Genomic DNA, 14,063 nt, shown 5'->3' on the forward strand with positions numbered 1-14,063 from the left:
ATTAGAATGCTACGTTTACACCAACTGAAAAAGTTCTTGGAATCGGAATGACATTCACATCAGTCCGCTCGGGATCCGGTCCCTGGAACTCTTTACTCTTGATCCAGAACAGGTTCTCAGCCATCACATAAAAGCGCAGTTTATCCATGCCGATTCTTTCCAATGTATTGTTGGGAAGCGTGTAGCCCAACTGAACGTTGCGCAGTTTGAAATAAGATGCATTGACGTTTAAGTAGCTTGATGTACGCGTTTCGTTGTTGCTGTCCGACAAAGTCAGACCGGGAACACTGGAGTCGGGATTTTGTGGTGTCCAGGCTCTGAAAACACCAGGCCCAACATTGTCGCGACCACGAATAAAATCGTTGTAGAAAGTGTAAGGATCGTATCCCGTTTTCCCTGCAACACCTGACCCGAAGATTGACAAATCGAAGTTTTTGTAATTCAGGTCAACACGAAGGCTGTACTCCAATTTTGGCAGCAATGTTCCCAGAAATTTCTGGTCGAGCGAGTTGATTTCACCGTCGTTATTCAGATCTGCCCAACGAATACGTCCGGGAGCTGCACCAACCTGGTTCGCATGATCATCAACTTCGGCCTGACTTTTAAAGATACCGTCAGCAACATAACCGAAGATTGAAAGTTCTGAATGTCCAACAACTGTTTGCTCCGAGTTACCGGGGTAGGCTGTCCGAACTTCTTCCGGCAGTTCTGTAATCTTATCAGCAAAATGGCTGGCGCTACCTGCCACTTCGTAAGTAAAATCTTTATTCACTTCCTTGCGATAGCTCAGCGCAAATTCCCAACCGCTGTTTTTCTTGGTGGCACCATTCAGGAACTGCAATTGTCCTTCACCTAAAGCGGAAGCTACCGGAGGTTGAATCAAAATATCGGTTGTTTTGCGGGTGTACCAGTCGAAGGAACCAACCAGTTTGCTGTCGAAGAATCCAAAATCAAGACCAAGGTTCAATTCATCCGTTGTTTCCCATCGCAAAGCCGGGTTAGCAGCCTGTACCGAAACGAAACCGGATGGTAAGTTACCGGTATCCTGACCATTCAAAGCATAAGCTGAGCCAATATTCCAGTAATCGTCGAAGAAATCGTTGTGGAATACACCGTCGACCTGACTGGCAACAGCGCCGTAACGCGGTTCAAACAAACCTAAACTGGCAAAATCACCAACATCCTGGTTACCCACACGTCCGACACCGGCACGGAATTTCAAATTGGTGAGATTTTCCATCCCTTTCATAAATTCCTCTTCGCTCAGGCGCCAGCCAAAAGTTGCTGCCGGGAAGAAACCGTAGCGGTTGTCCTTACCGAAGCGGGAAGAACCGTCGCGCCTCAAGGTGAACGAAGCCAAGAATCGTTGATCGTAGTTGTAGTCAATTTTACCGAATTGAGACAGGAGGCGGCTCCCGGTTGCTGTACCAAAACTGTTACCATTGCTGGTACCGGCACTCAATACAAAGAACTCTTCGGTTTGTGTCGAGAAGCCTTCTTTATAGCCGGTGAAATCTTTGAAATTATCGCTTACCGATTCAACGCCTAGAAGGAATCCGAATTTGCTTTTTCCAAGTTCCAAATCGTAATGCGCCGTGTTCGACCAGGTAACACTGGTGAAATCACTGTTGTAAATCGTCAGGCTATTTACCGAACGGGCAATGAAACCGTTCGTGAATGCCGGCTCAATATCTTTGTCCTCCACCATTGAATAATCCAGTCCCAAAGTTGTGCGTAGCACCAGGTTCTTAACCGGTTTTGCTTCAGCAAAAACGCTTCCGAACAAGTATTTACGGTTTGTGTTGTCCCAACGGTTGATATACTGCATCATCACCGGGTTATTTCGGTCTGAATAACCGGAACCAAGCGGGCCACCGTATTCTCCAGTTTTGGTGTACAACGGAATTGTTGGCGCCAATGTGATGGCCAAGCCCGGAGTCGGAGCGCTTCCCAAGTCGGGCGTTTCAAGCGTTTCATTTGATGATACAACCTGAGCGTTGATGCCAAACTTCAATTTATCGTCCAGCAAACTGGTTTGTCCGTTAATGCGGGCTGTGATACGATCGTAGTTGGTGTATTTCAACATCCCTGTATTTTTAATGTATCCCACATTCATCAATACCGACGATTTATCGGTACCGCCCGAAACAGTTAAGTCGTTGCTGATTACATAGCCGGTCTCGTAGGTAACGTCCTGCCAGTCGGTATCGCCAACCGGAACGTTTGTATCGCCGCCCACATAGGGCTGAGGAGTGACACTATTCAGCACCGGATTGTTATAATCGCCATTCCAGTCGAAATCGTAAATTTCGCCGTAACCGCTCGCTGGGTCCACACCGTCATTTACAGATGCCTGCCAAAGCGCGCGACCACGATCAACTGCATTCAGCATTTTGAAACGCTGCGATTTTTCGCTTTGCATGGAAAAGTTGGAATTGAATTCAACTTTGACTTTCCCTTTCTTCTCAGAGCCATTCTTGGTGGTGACAATAACGACACCGTTTGATGCACGCGCACCATAAATAGAAGAGGCTGACGCATCTTTCAGTACCTGAACCGACACGATAGATCCGGCGCTCAGCCCTTGAAATACTTCCGGGCGTTTTGTTGGAACGCCGTCAATAATATACAGCGGGTTGTTGTCGCCCAGCGTGTTTACACCACGAATCAGGATGCGGCTGTTTGTAGCATTCGGCGAACCATTTTTTTCGATGTACAAACCCGGGACACGACCTTGCAGTGCCTGCATGGGGTTACCCGAGCTCAAACTCACATTCTCGATCGACTGCAATTCGATCACCTCGATCGCACCTGTCAAATCTGCTTTGCGCTGAATTTGGTAACCAACCGCTACCACTTCGGCCAAACCTATCGTTTCTTCTTTCAGTACAGCATTGACTACCGAAGCGCCGGCAACCACAATCTCCTGCGACTGCATCCCAACGAACGAGAACACCAACACATCGGAGTTTCCGACATTGCCCAGCGAGTAATTTCCATCGAAATCGGTGATCGTACCATTTGTCGTTCCTTTTACCACAACAGTCACACCAGGCAGCGGCGCACCAGTTTCGTCGGTCACTTTCCCGGATACCTTTTCCTGCTGCTGCAACTGGATCTGGTCGGCTTTGCCAACCTCGGTTACTGCAATGTATCGGTCAATGATTTTGTAAGTATATCCGGTATCCCGGAACAGGTCTTCCAGAATCTCTTCGATGTTCTGATCGCTATAATTGACACTGACGACCTTATCCAGAATTTTCTGATCGGCTTTCAACACAAAATGATAGCCTGACACTGTTTCAATTTGTTCAATAACGTCTTTTAGGGAAGAATTCATGCTCAGGGAAATCTTAGCGGTTTGCCCGAAAGAAGTCGCATACAATTGCATGCTAAGCAGAAAAACGAAGAAGGCTGTTAGCTTCATAATTCGCATAATTTGTTTAAGAACCGCATAAGGCGGAACTAATTCCGTTTTTTTCATAAATTTGAAATGTTTGAGTAAATACTGGCCTTTTACCGAAGGCTTGATTGCTTGATGTATAGTTTGATGCTGGTAACATCGAACTGTACCTGCAGACCGGTGATACTAACCCTATTTCCGGTCTGTGTTTTTCATTAGGTTTTCATCGTACGTTTTTTTCGTTTAGGTTAAGACTATCGGTTCGTTCTTGTTTAATTCCAATAAATTAAAGTCGGTTTTCCGGCACGGGGCTCAATCCGGTAATTAAGAGAAGAAGTCATTTTGAATACTTCCAGGATCTGGTCAATCGGCTTATTTTTCATGATTGTTCCGAAGTACAGTTCGTCGGCCAATTTGGGGTCTTCAATCTGAATTTCAACATTGTACCAACGTTCCATTTTTTTAGCAATATCACTTAGCTTTTCATCGCGGAAGGTAATCAGGCCTTTTTGCCAGGAGGTATATAAATCGGTGTTGACATTTTTCACCACAAGTTCTTTGGAAACGCCATCGAAGTTTACATTCTCGCCGGGAACGAGACGGGTAAATTCTTTCCCGGTTTTGCTCAAAACCCCCAGGCTTCCCTCAACCAAAGTTGTATTCACTTCTCGTTCATCATCGTACGCCTGAACATTAAACGAAGTTCCATACACCTTAAAATCAAGTGATTTTGTTTTCACAACAAAGGGATGTTCCGGATCTTTTGCGATGTTGAAAAACGCCTCTCCTTCCATTTCAACAGTGCGTTCCCCTTCGTTGAAATTTCCGGCATAAGCGAAATGCGTTCCCGAGTTTAGCTGCACGGTTGTTCCATCAGGTAAGGTGAGGTTCGACATTTGTCCCAGCGGAACATCGATCGCCATATTGGATGCATAAACCAATTCAGCGCTCTTTCCAAACTTCAAATTGCTTTGCACAAACATGCCCAGCGCAAAAAATAAAACAATAACAGCCGCGTAGCGTGCATAGGTGTATAGTCGGCGAAGATTGTCGGTTTTGCGAATCCGGCGGGTAATCTCTTCTTTCCAAACCCGCTGCGCATCGTCAGCCGATGTTGCCGTTAGTGCATAAGCTTTTTTAAGGCTGATGAACTCCGCTTTGTTTTCAGGTGAAATTTCGATCCATTGGAAGATTTCTTGTACTTCCGCTTCGGAAGCTTGGCCTGACAGGTATTTTATGATTTGTTGGTGATCCATTTTTGTCGCTTTGTACTTTTAGTACACGCACATTCGGATACACCCTATATCGAAAAGAAAAAAATCTGAAAATTTTTCAATACATGTAATGTATGATCATTTCAACAAGCACAGCAGGCAGGTATTCAGACAGTTTTAAGCTGAGGGTTTTCAAGGCTCGAGTGATATTTGCTTCTACAGATTTAATGGAGATTTCCAGTTCATCGGCTATTTCCTTGTTCTTTTTCCCCTCAAAACGACTCAGCATAAACACCTGTCGGCACTTCTCAGGAAGTTCACTGATGGCCCGATATATCAAATCCTCCATTTCTGAAAATTCCAGTTGGTCAAAATCAAACGAATCCAAAACTTCACTGTTGATCTTCGCCTCCATTTGCTGCAAGTGCCGATCCTCGTATTTACTGACTACCTTTTTGTGGCGAATAAAATTCAGACAACTCGACTTGGCAAAGGTGTATAAAAATGATTTAATTCCGTTGGGAGACTGAATCTTCGATCGGTTCATCCAAAGGTTGATAAAAGCTTCCTGAGCCAGGCTGGCCGCTTTGTCATGATCGGAAATAAACTGATTACAGAAGCCAACTACCGGATTGTAGTGAGCTTTAAACAGCTGTTCGAAGGCGGATTCATTTCCGTCTTTGAATTGGCGAAACAAGAATTCGTTTAGGTCTGAAGGTTCAACTAACATTCGTAAAAATGTATGTTTTGGCGCTGTAAATATGCCGTTTTTCCCGAATAAAACAACGAAATCCCCCTTCCATTTATTAAACATGTTTTGTAAACGGACATAAAAAAAGACAAGATCAGGTCTGAAAACTCGATCTTGTCTCCTTAAATCAGAATTCAAATATCACTATCAATGAGTCACTTTGTAGGTTTTATGCTCAGGTCCAACACCGGTTATCGTAAGGCTTTTCCAGTTCGAAGGCAAACATGGGTCTTTTTGAACCAAGCCGTCATCGGCCAGGTGAAGCCCGGCAAATCCGAATAGCACCGCCTGAAGCATTCCGCCAGCTCCGGTTGTAAAATACGGATTCTGGCTGGTCGCCGACTCGGCAAGTGCACCAAAAGGAGGACGTTTATTGGGTACGTAAGCGCGTTTGAACAAATCGAAGGCTTTATCGGCGTCTCCCAGGCGGGCATACAAAACCGAGAAAATGGAATAGCCCATTGCCGGTCCTTTTTTTGAAATGCGCGGCTCGTAGTAGTCCATGTCTTTCAGGACCGCCTCTTTTTCAGTTACGAGCTCAAGCGGGTAAGCCAGCAAGTTTACATCGGCCTGTTTGATGATTTCACCCTTGTAGTTTGAATGCTCTTTCGTCACACCATCGTCAAAATAGTTGAACCGAAGTTTTTGCGCCACCTCATCCCATTTCGGATCCGGCGTTTCACCACAAACAACCGCAGCTTTTGTAGCATACTCCAACGCCACTTTCACCGATCCGTTTGTGAAAGCGTTGTCATCAATATTCATGGCATACTCGTTAGCTCCCACAACATTATTGATCGAATAGCTGCCATCGCTGTTTTGCGACGAACGGCTTAACCAAAATTTAGCGCCTTTTTTCAGCAAAGGAAAACCTTCCGTTTTCAGCCATTCTTTGTTGCCGGTGAGGCGATAATAATTCCAGCAGGCGATGCCCACATCGGCGGTAATATGGTGTTCAAATGTTCCTGTCAGTGCCCAGGTTGGCGTGGCTTCTTCACCGGTATCGTCCGACTCCCAGGGAAACATGGCACCCTTATAACCGTAATTCGCTGCCTTCTCTTCTGCTTTTCCCAAGCGGTCGAATCGGTAATCGAGCATCGATTTGGCAAAGCCCTGATTCAGGATCAGTAAGGGCGGAAACATCCACAACTCCGAATCCCAAAAGATATGGCCATTGTAGCCTTGCGACGACAAGCCCATGGGAGCAATACTCAATCTTGAATTCTCCCGCGAAAAAGCATACAAATGATACAAGGCCAGGCGAACATCCCGCTGCGATTCGGGATCGCCTTCAATCTGGATATCACTTTGCCACAAATCGGCCCACAGCTCCTTGTGTTGTTTAATCACCAAATCCTTGTTACCGCGCATCACATAAATTACCATGCGCTCGGATTCGTTCTGCGGATCCCCGAAATTTTCAGTAGAACAAACCGCTCCGGTCCAGGCAAACTGAAAATTTTCCTTCGCCTTTACTTTACGCTGAAAGTTGATTTCGTGCTCGAACGGACTCAATACCTTGTGCTGCAATGGTTGCGCTTCGTTGCCGAAAATGAATGTTGCTGTTGTTGCCAGCGTGTGCTTGCCGAACGGACTTTTGGCAATTGTTTTTAGCAATGGCATCGGAGCTTCGGCATCGTGTAAAGTTTTAAACGAAGCGTCAGTCACATGGTAGCTTGCCGGACAGCTGATCTTTCCAGCCACCGAGATTTGAATATCTTTTTTTAAGGCATGCACATCCACGTCAATCAACCCAACATTGGGCATCCCGCGTAGTGCATAGATTTGATAAGTTACTTCGGCCTTATCCGGAACCTCGAACCTGGTTGTCAAAGTAGCTGCTTTCAAATCCAGCACCTGTTCCCAGTTTTCAATATTCGCTTGATTGATCGTATCACCATCAACAACCAAAACGAGATTGGCAAAATTGATTCCCTCCAAAATTTTACTAACGTCATTCGCCCCTGCCCGGTCAAAAACATTGTTGAGAATGATTGATTTCACCTGAAAAGGTTTGCTTGACGGCACCATCCCGATTCGCCCGTTTGACAAGGCGATACCCACATAATCAGTTGGATCAGTGACCTTGATTTTCCACAAATCTGTTTCTTCGTTCTTCGTTTTAGTTGAACCAAACACAGCCATACTGTTTAGTGCCAGAAATGCAATGCAAAGTGCAATTCCAAATTTCCTGTTTTTCTTCATGTTTTCTAATTTGTTTCCGCACACAAATTTAAAAATCCACTGCAATTTCAGGCAGAAACCGGAACAGAATAACACGAAAAATCCCGGTTACTGCGGCAACCGGGATCTTAAATATGGTCTGAATATTTTAGGAACTATTCTTCGAGAACAATTGCTTTTCCTTTGACCACAAAACGACCGCTGACGGTGTTTGTCGTCGCCGCTTCGGTGCGACCGGAGAAGCCGGGTTGCTCACCGCCAACTGAAACAGTGAACCAGCCGGGTTCCACGACGCGCAAATCTTTGCTATTGATCATTGAAAGCTGCCGAGGGTCCAGGCTAAAATTGATAGTTTTTGTCTCACCCTTTTTCAGATTCACCCGTTTGAAACCTTCCAACTGGCGGATTGGTCGCGGAGTAGACGCTTTTTCGTCAGTCAGGTATAATTGAACCACTTCATCACCATCCAAATCTCCGGTATTCGTTACATCAACAGAAACGGCAACTTTATCGCCCATCAATATATTGGGGCTGATTTGAAGATTTGAATAGCTGAACTTTGTATAGCTCAGTCCGAAGCCAAATGGATAAAGTGGCTCCTGTGTGAAATAACGGTAAGTTCTTCCATCCATGTTGTAATCCTCGAACGGAGGCAATTGGTCAACCGATTTGTAGTAGGTTACCGGCAAACGGCCAGCAGGATTGTAGTCGCCGAACAAAACATCAGCAATCGCATTTCCTCCTTGCTGACCGGGATAACCGGCCGTTAAAATTGCCGGAACGTTGTCGGCCGCCCAATTGACCGAAAGAGCGCTTCCGTTGATCAAGACCAAAGCCACCGGCTTACCGGTTGCCACAATCGCCTTCATTAACTCGACCTGTGTTGCCGGCAAATCGAGGCTGGTGCGGTCACCACCGGAAAATCCGTCAATCTGAATTTTCATTTCTTCGCCTTCCAGCCGCTCATTCAGCCCCAAAGCCAGCACAACAACATCGGCCTGGCTGGCCGTTTCCACAGCCTGCTGCAAACGATCTTCCTGCGGAACCGACCACAGCATGCGGGCCGTTGCATCACCATAGTAGTTCTGGTATTTCACTTCAACTTTATACTTTTCACCGGCTTTCAAATCCACTTTCAGCTCCCGCATTCTGGGGTGGTGCTCGTTATTTCCACCTTTTTCTTCATCCCCGATTTTGATGGTCATGAATGGCTTTCCCCAATCGCTGAAATAATAGGTACCGCTCTTGGGAGCAACAAGATAACCCGTCCATCGGATGCTGTAACTACCGGGTGCCAGCCGCGGATCGGGCGTGTCAATATCCCAGCAAAAATCAATATTGTCATCCACCTGCTTGTACAAAGGATCTCCCTCCCACTTGCTATTGGCAAAATATTCGGCTTTCAAACCTTGCTCGCCGTCTGCCGTTTCCAAATAAATTGAAGGAACTGCTTTCATCTCTGGAATACCATCAGCCAGATCGCAACCTTGCGCATACAACACCTTCGCTTGCGGGCTGAGTTTATTTTGAATGCCTTTCAGCACCGTAACCGGATCGCTGGGCACACCGCTGTAGTTTCCCCAAAGCGACTCAATATCGTCGGCATTGGGGCCAATCACCGCAACTGTTTTTATCTCTTTTGAAAAGGGCAACGTATGATCTTCGTTTTTCAGTAAAACAATACTTTCGCGAGCAGCCTGACGGGCCAAAACATTGTGCGCCGGATTGTTATTTACCGAAAACGGGATTTGTGCGTAGGGAACATTTTCGACCGGGTCGAACATGCCCAGCTTGAAGCGGGCCGTAAAAAGGCGTTTCACAGAAACATCCAACTCATCTTCCGTAATCAATCCTTTTTCGACGGCCTCTTTCAGTGAATTGTAGGTACTCCCGCAATTCAGGTCGCAGCCTTCTTTTACCGCCAGTGCAGCGGCCGAAGCAGCATCGGGTACCACCTTATGATACTCCCAAATGTCGGCAATGGCGCCACAGTCGGAAACAAAATAACCATCAAAATTCCACTTGTTCCGCAGGATATCAAATAACTCAGTGTTGGCACAGCAGGCTTCTCCGCGAAAACGGTTGTAAGCCCCCATGACTGAATAAACACCGCCATCGACCACAAGAGTTCGGAAAGCCGGCAGATAAGTTTCCTGTAAATCGCGTTCACTCACTCGGGCATCAAATTCGTGACGCAGTGGCTCCGGCCCCGAGTGAACAGCGTAATGTTTTGCCGTAGCCACCACTTTCAGGTATTTATCGTCGTCGCCCTGCAAGCCACGAACGAACTCCATGCCCATCTGGCCTGTGAGATACGGATCTTCACCATAAGTTTCGTGTCCTCTCCCCCAACGCGGATCTCGGAAAATATTGATGTTCGGTGACCAGAAAGTCAATCCCTGGTAAATGCCCCGCTCGCCGCGTCGAACAAACTCGTGATGTTTCGCCCGTGCTTCATCTGAAATAACCGAAGCCACATCAAAAATTAAATCCTGATCCCAGGAAGCAGCAATGGAAATGGATTGCGGGAAAACGGTAGCGTAGCCTGCTCGGGCCACTCCGTGCAAACATTCGTTCCACCAATTGTATTTAGGAACTCCCAACCGGTCGATTGCCGGAGATTCATATAGTAACTGGTCAATCTTTTCCTGAACAGTCATTCGTGACACCAAATCGTCGACACGCTGATCAATCGGAAGATCCGGATTTTGATACGGGAAAGTTTGTTGCGCCTGCAAACTGAGGCCGCTCGCGATCACGAGAAGCGCTAGTAATAGGAGGTTTTTCATAGCTTTAGGTCTATTCTGTTATGTTCTGATGCAAGATAGGTCTTTTTTCAGAACGTCCGACGCCTGCTGATGAAATAAGTCTACGTGAATGTTTTTAAACCAGAAGTGTAAACAAGTTCTTATTCGCCCTGAATCCAGGCGGTTCTCCGGTTCCCGTTCGTTTCGGCGTAAAATGGTTGGAGCACCAAAGTATGATCCTGATAGCCGCTAAAAGTAAAGGTTGGCATTTTCCCCGCCGGCGAAACAAATTGCAGGTATTGCAGGGGATCACCAGTTTGCGGCGCACCGGTCAGGGTACTGTCCTGCTCGTATGTCATAAACAACGGGCCGTACTCGAACGCAAACTGCCCCACTTCGTTTTTGATGACTGCTGGTTTCAACCCTAAGACAACTTTCACTTCATCGCCATTTTTCCACTTTTTGGCTACCTCGGTATATTCACCCGGATGCGTTGGGTATTTCACACCCAAAACGGTTACCGCAGCATATTCGGCCCATTCGGGAATGCGAATGTACAAGTCCATGTAGCGGGAGTCGTCCATCTCGACCCTAAAGGTGATTTCACCGTCATCCGGGTAATTGGTATCCTGGATCAAACGGACATCGCCGCCGGTGGTATGTTTAAAATTCAGGGTTGAATTATTATAAACGTTCACGTAAATGCGATCGTAACGGCGTGTGTAACAGGTCGACTTGATTGCCTCTTCAGTCACAACATCGGGCGACTGGCTGTTGTAGAAAACCTTTTCCAACTCGTCTGCAAAACAAACCAGGCCGGTATATTTCAGCAACGAATCATTCAACGCCACCCAGTTTTTCAAATCGACTCCCGAGAAATGCTCGAAATTCAAATCCGCCTCTTCTGCCATCGACTTCCATTCATTCAGCAAACTATCTGAAATGGCCGGCTCCTTTTTTTCAACCATTTCGGTCACCTGTTCCTGTAAATTCAGGATTCCTTCAATGGCAATTGGCTGACTTCCCTGGACAGCCGTATCGATCGGTGTGAAACCATTCAGCTTTTCGGCCAAAACGCCACCCAACGAAATTTCCCTGGCTTCGACCGAACTTGAAGTGCCGGGTAATTCAGGAGCGGTGCGGTAATGGCAGGCAGAAAAAGCAATCAGAAAAAGGAGGAGTAAGGGCGTCGCATTCCGGTTCATAAGTAAATTTTTGTAGTTTCCCAATTGAACAGTCTAGTAGGCGCTAAGTTCAATAGCCACAAAGATTGAGCACCAATTTGTTAAAATCGGATTCGATACTGAGATTTTTCAAAAGCTTCTTTCGGGGAACAGCTAAAATTGATATTTTAGCCGACTATGAAACGAACTACCCCAATTCTGCTAAGTCTCATCCTACTTGTGAGTGTACTTTCCGGCAAGTCTGCTTCCGCTCAATACCGGATCAAAGATGTCATCCCAACGTCCAAAGGCGATCTGGAGATAACAATTATTGGGCACTGTTTCTACCATTTCACATTCAACCGGCTGAATATTTATGTAGACCCGATTCCGAATGTCGGGGATATCAGCGCATTGCCAAAAGCCGACCTGATATTGATTACACACGATCATCGCGACCACCTGAGTACAAATGTCATCCAGTTTTTGTCGAAATACGATACGAAAGTCATTGCCTCGAAAGCCTGCATCAAAAAAATGGATTTCGGTGAATTTCTGGAAAACGGACAACAAACCACCTTTGGCGAAATTTACATCAAAGCAGTACCAGCTTACAATGTTGTCAACCTTCGGCCCGACGATGTGCCGTATCACCCGAAAGGCGACGGGAATGGCTATTTCCTGGTGTTTGGCGATAAAACGGTTTACATTGCCGGCGACACAGAATACATCGACGAGATGCGCTTTTTCATGAAACCCGACATAGCATTTATCCCGATGATGATGCCCTTTTGCATGGACGAAGACATGTTTATAAAAGTGGCAAAACGCCTGAAACCGGAGATTATCTACCCGGTTCATTACAATACCAAGCTCGATTCGCTGGTCGAAAAAATGAAAATAGCCCTGCCAAATACAGAAGTTAAAATTCGCTAGACTCCTTTTTATTCGTCCTGTTTGAGAGCTGAAAATTGCACTTCCTCCCGTATGCCATTCATTTATGAGGCAGTAATTTAAGGCGCGTTAAAACTTCGGTGCTAACTTCTTGTTTTAGATTGACACGCTAACTAAAAACAGATGCCCCAAACTCACTTTGACGAAGCCTCGAAAAAAGTCAGCCACATTTCCTTTCAATCCATTTGGTCGGATGTAAAAGAAGCGATCGCGGGTAGCGAACGAGACTTTACCGAGACCAGTGTTGGGAAAGCGATTTTCCTGCTGGCTGTTCCCATGATTTTGGAGATGATGATGGAGTCGGTCTTTGCCGTGGTCGACATTTTTTTCGTGTCAAGATTGGGCGCCGATGCCGTTGCCACTGTGGGTATTACCGAGTCGGTGATGACGATTGTTTATGCCGTTGGAATTGGTTTGAGTACGGCAACCACTGCTCTTGTCGCCCGTCGGGTAGGCGAAAAGGAACCACGAAAAGCGGGCAATGCAGCCTTTCAGGCGATTCTAGTCGGAGCGATATTTTCGTTTATCGTCGCCATTCCGGGTTTTGTTTTCGCCAAGGAATTCCTGATGCTGATGGGTGCCAGCGAGCAAATGGCCGAGTCCGGTTTCTACTACCCCATGATCATGTTTGGCGGCAACCTGGTTATTATGCTACTTTTCATCATCAACGCGGTGTTCCGCAGCTCGGGCGATGCCGCTATCTCGATGCGTGTACTGTGGCTGGCCAATATTATCAACCTCATCCTCGATCCGCTGCTGATTTTCGGTTGGGGACCAATCCCCGCTCTGGGAATCAAAGGAGCAGCAATCGCCACCACCACCGGAAGAGGAATTGCCGTGCTGTACCAATTCTACCTGCTGTTCAAAGGCAACGGACGCATTCACCTGGATGTGCGAAATCTCAGTGTACGGCTGAAAGTGATGCTCAAACTCCTCCGCCTTTCTGTCGGTGGAATTTTCCAATACCTGATTGCGACTTCAAGCTGGATTATATTGGTAAGAATGATCTCTGTTTTCGGGCCTGAAGTACTGGCAGGCTACACCATCGCTATCCGCATTATTATCTTTGCGTTGTTGCCGGCTTGGGGCCTATCCAACGCCGCAGCGACCTTGGTCGGCCAAAACCTGGGCGCCGACAAACCGGAACGGGCCGAGCGATCCGTTTGGATTACCGCAGGCACGAATGTCGCCATGATGACCGTCATCTGCATCATCATTCTGAGTATTCCCGAGAAACTGGTGCTGCTTTTTATCGACGATCCATCCGTCCTCCAAAGCGGCATCACCACTTTGCAATGGATGGGAGGCGGATTTATTTTCTACGCTTTGGGGATGGTCGTGGTCCAGGGATTTAACGGCAGCGGTGATACGTTGACACCGACCAAAATCAACCTGGTGTGTTTTTGGTTACTCGAAATCCCCCTCGCCTATTTATTGTCAATCCACTACGATCTCCGGCTTTCGGGCGTTTGCCTGTCGATTGTTTCAGCTGAAATACTTCTGACCGTTATCGGTGTTATGGCTTTCCGACGCGGGAATTGGAAGCTTCGAAAAGTATAGCCAAAGCACGAGTCGTTTACCTGTTTATTTTTGCCGTTTACCGAATAAAGTGGAGCGTCGCTGCTGCATTTTACCTATTTTCGATTC

8 protein-coding genes are annotated in these 14,063 nt (G+C 46.7%); 2 read left to right on the top strand and 6 right to left on the bottom strand.

Annotated features, from left to right (window positions below; genetic code table 11):
* Position 1 precedes the first annotated feature (1 nt).
* The 6 genes from BC643_RS05375 to BC643_RS05400 form a co-directional block, all read right to left on the bottom strand.
* Positions 2-3,484, bottom strand: coding sequence for a SusC/RagA family TonB-linked outer membrane protein (locus BC643_RS05375; protein WP_211337992.1), 3,483 nt, complete (start codon positions 3,482-3,484; stop codon positions 2-4).
* Between the two features lie 191 nt (positions 3,485-3,675).
* The gene (locus BC643_RS05380) at positions 3,676-4,659 is read right to left on the bottom strand and encodes a FecR family protein (RefSeq protein WP_120272119.1); all 984 of its coding nucleotides are present in this window, start codon (positions 4,657-4,659) and stop codon (positions 3,676-3,678) included.
* Between the two features lie 76 nt (positions 4,660-4,735).
* A complete protein-coding gene (locus BC643_RS05385; RefSeq protein ID WP_170154462.1) occupies positions 4,736-5,347 on the bottom strand; it encodes an RNA polymerase sigma-70 factor in 612 nt (203 codons plus the stop codon).
* A 168-nt stretch (positions 5,348-5,515) separates the two neighbouring features.
* A complete protein-coding gene (locus BC643_RS05390) occupies positions 5,516-7,573 on the bottom strand; it encodes a glycoside hydrolase family 65 protein (protein WP_211337993.1) in 2,058 nt (685 codons plus the stop codon).
* A 134-nt stretch (positions 7,574-7,707) separates the two neighbouring features.
* On the bottom strand, positions 7,708-10,341 hold the full coding sequence (locus tag BC643_RS05395; RefSeq protein WP_120272121.1) for a glycoside hydrolase family 3 C-terminal domain-containing protein: 2,634 nt from the start codon (positions 10,339-10,341) through the stop codon (positions 7,708-7,710).
* Positions 10,342-10,460: 119 nt separating this feature from the next.
* Positions 10,461-11,504, bottom strand: a complete 1,044-nt coding sequence (locus BC643_RS05400; protein ID WP_120272122.1) for a glycoside hydrolase family protein — start codon at positions 11,502-11,504, stop codon at positions 10,461-10,463.
* 156 nt (positions 11,505-11,660) lie between these two features.
* On the opposite strand from BC643_RS05400, the gene BC643_RS05405 reads away from it, so the two are divergent.
* Positions 11,661-12,398 carry an MBL fold metallo-hydrolase gene (locus BC643_RS05405; protein ID WP_120272123.1) on the top strand — a complete coding sequence of 246 codons (738 nt, stop codon included), beginning with the start codon at positions 11,661-11,663 and terminating at the stop codon, positions 12,396-12,398.
* A gap of 141 nt (positions 12,399-12,539) precedes the next feature.
* Entirely contained in the window at positions 12,540-13,976 is a 1,437-nt protein-coding gene (locus tag BC643_RS05410) for an MATE family efflux transporter (RefSeq protein ID WP_120272124.1), read from the top strand.
* The last annotated feature ends 87 nt before the right edge of the window (positions 13,977-14,063 follow it).

The organism is Mangrovibacterium diazotrophicum (assembly GCF_003610535.1).
In the GTDB taxonomy this organism is placed as follows: Bacteria; Bacteroidota; Bacteroidia; order Bacteroidales; family Prolixibacteraceae; genus Mangrovibacterium; species Mangrovibacterium diazotrophicum.

Coding starts and splice junctions, on each gene's coding strand:
- BC643_RS05395 (WP_120272121.1), bottom strand. CDS start 10,341: ATGAAAAACCTCCTATTACTAGCGCTTCTCGTGATCGCGAGCGGCCTC.
- BC643_RS05375 (WP_211337992.1), bottom strand. CDS start 3,484: ATGAAAAAAACGGAATTAGTTCCGCCTTATGCGGTTCTTAAACAAATT.
- BC643_RS05380 (WP_120272119.1), bottom strand. CDS start 4,659: ATGGATCACCAACAAATCATAAAATACCTGTCAGGCCAAGCTTCCGAA.
- BC643_RS05400 (WP_120272122.1), bottom strand. CDS start 11,504: ATGAACCGGAATGCGACGCCCTTACTCCTCCTTTTTCTGATTGCTTTT.
- BC643_RS05405 (WP_120272123.1), top strand. CDS start 11,661: ATGAAACGAACTACCCCAATTCTGCTAAGTCTCATCCTACTTGTGAGT.
- BC643_RS05410 (WP_120272124.1), top strand. CDS start 12,540: ATGCCCCAAACTCACTTTGACGAAGCCTCGAAAAAAGTCAGCCACATT.
- BC643_RS05385 (WP_170154462.1), bottom strand. CDS start 5,347: ATGTTAGTTGAACCTTCAGACCTAAACGAATTCTTGTTTCGCCAATTC.
- BC643_RS05390 (WP_211337993.1), bottom strand. CDS start 7,573: ATGAAGAAAAACAGGAAATTTGGAATTGCACTTTGCATTGCATTTCTG.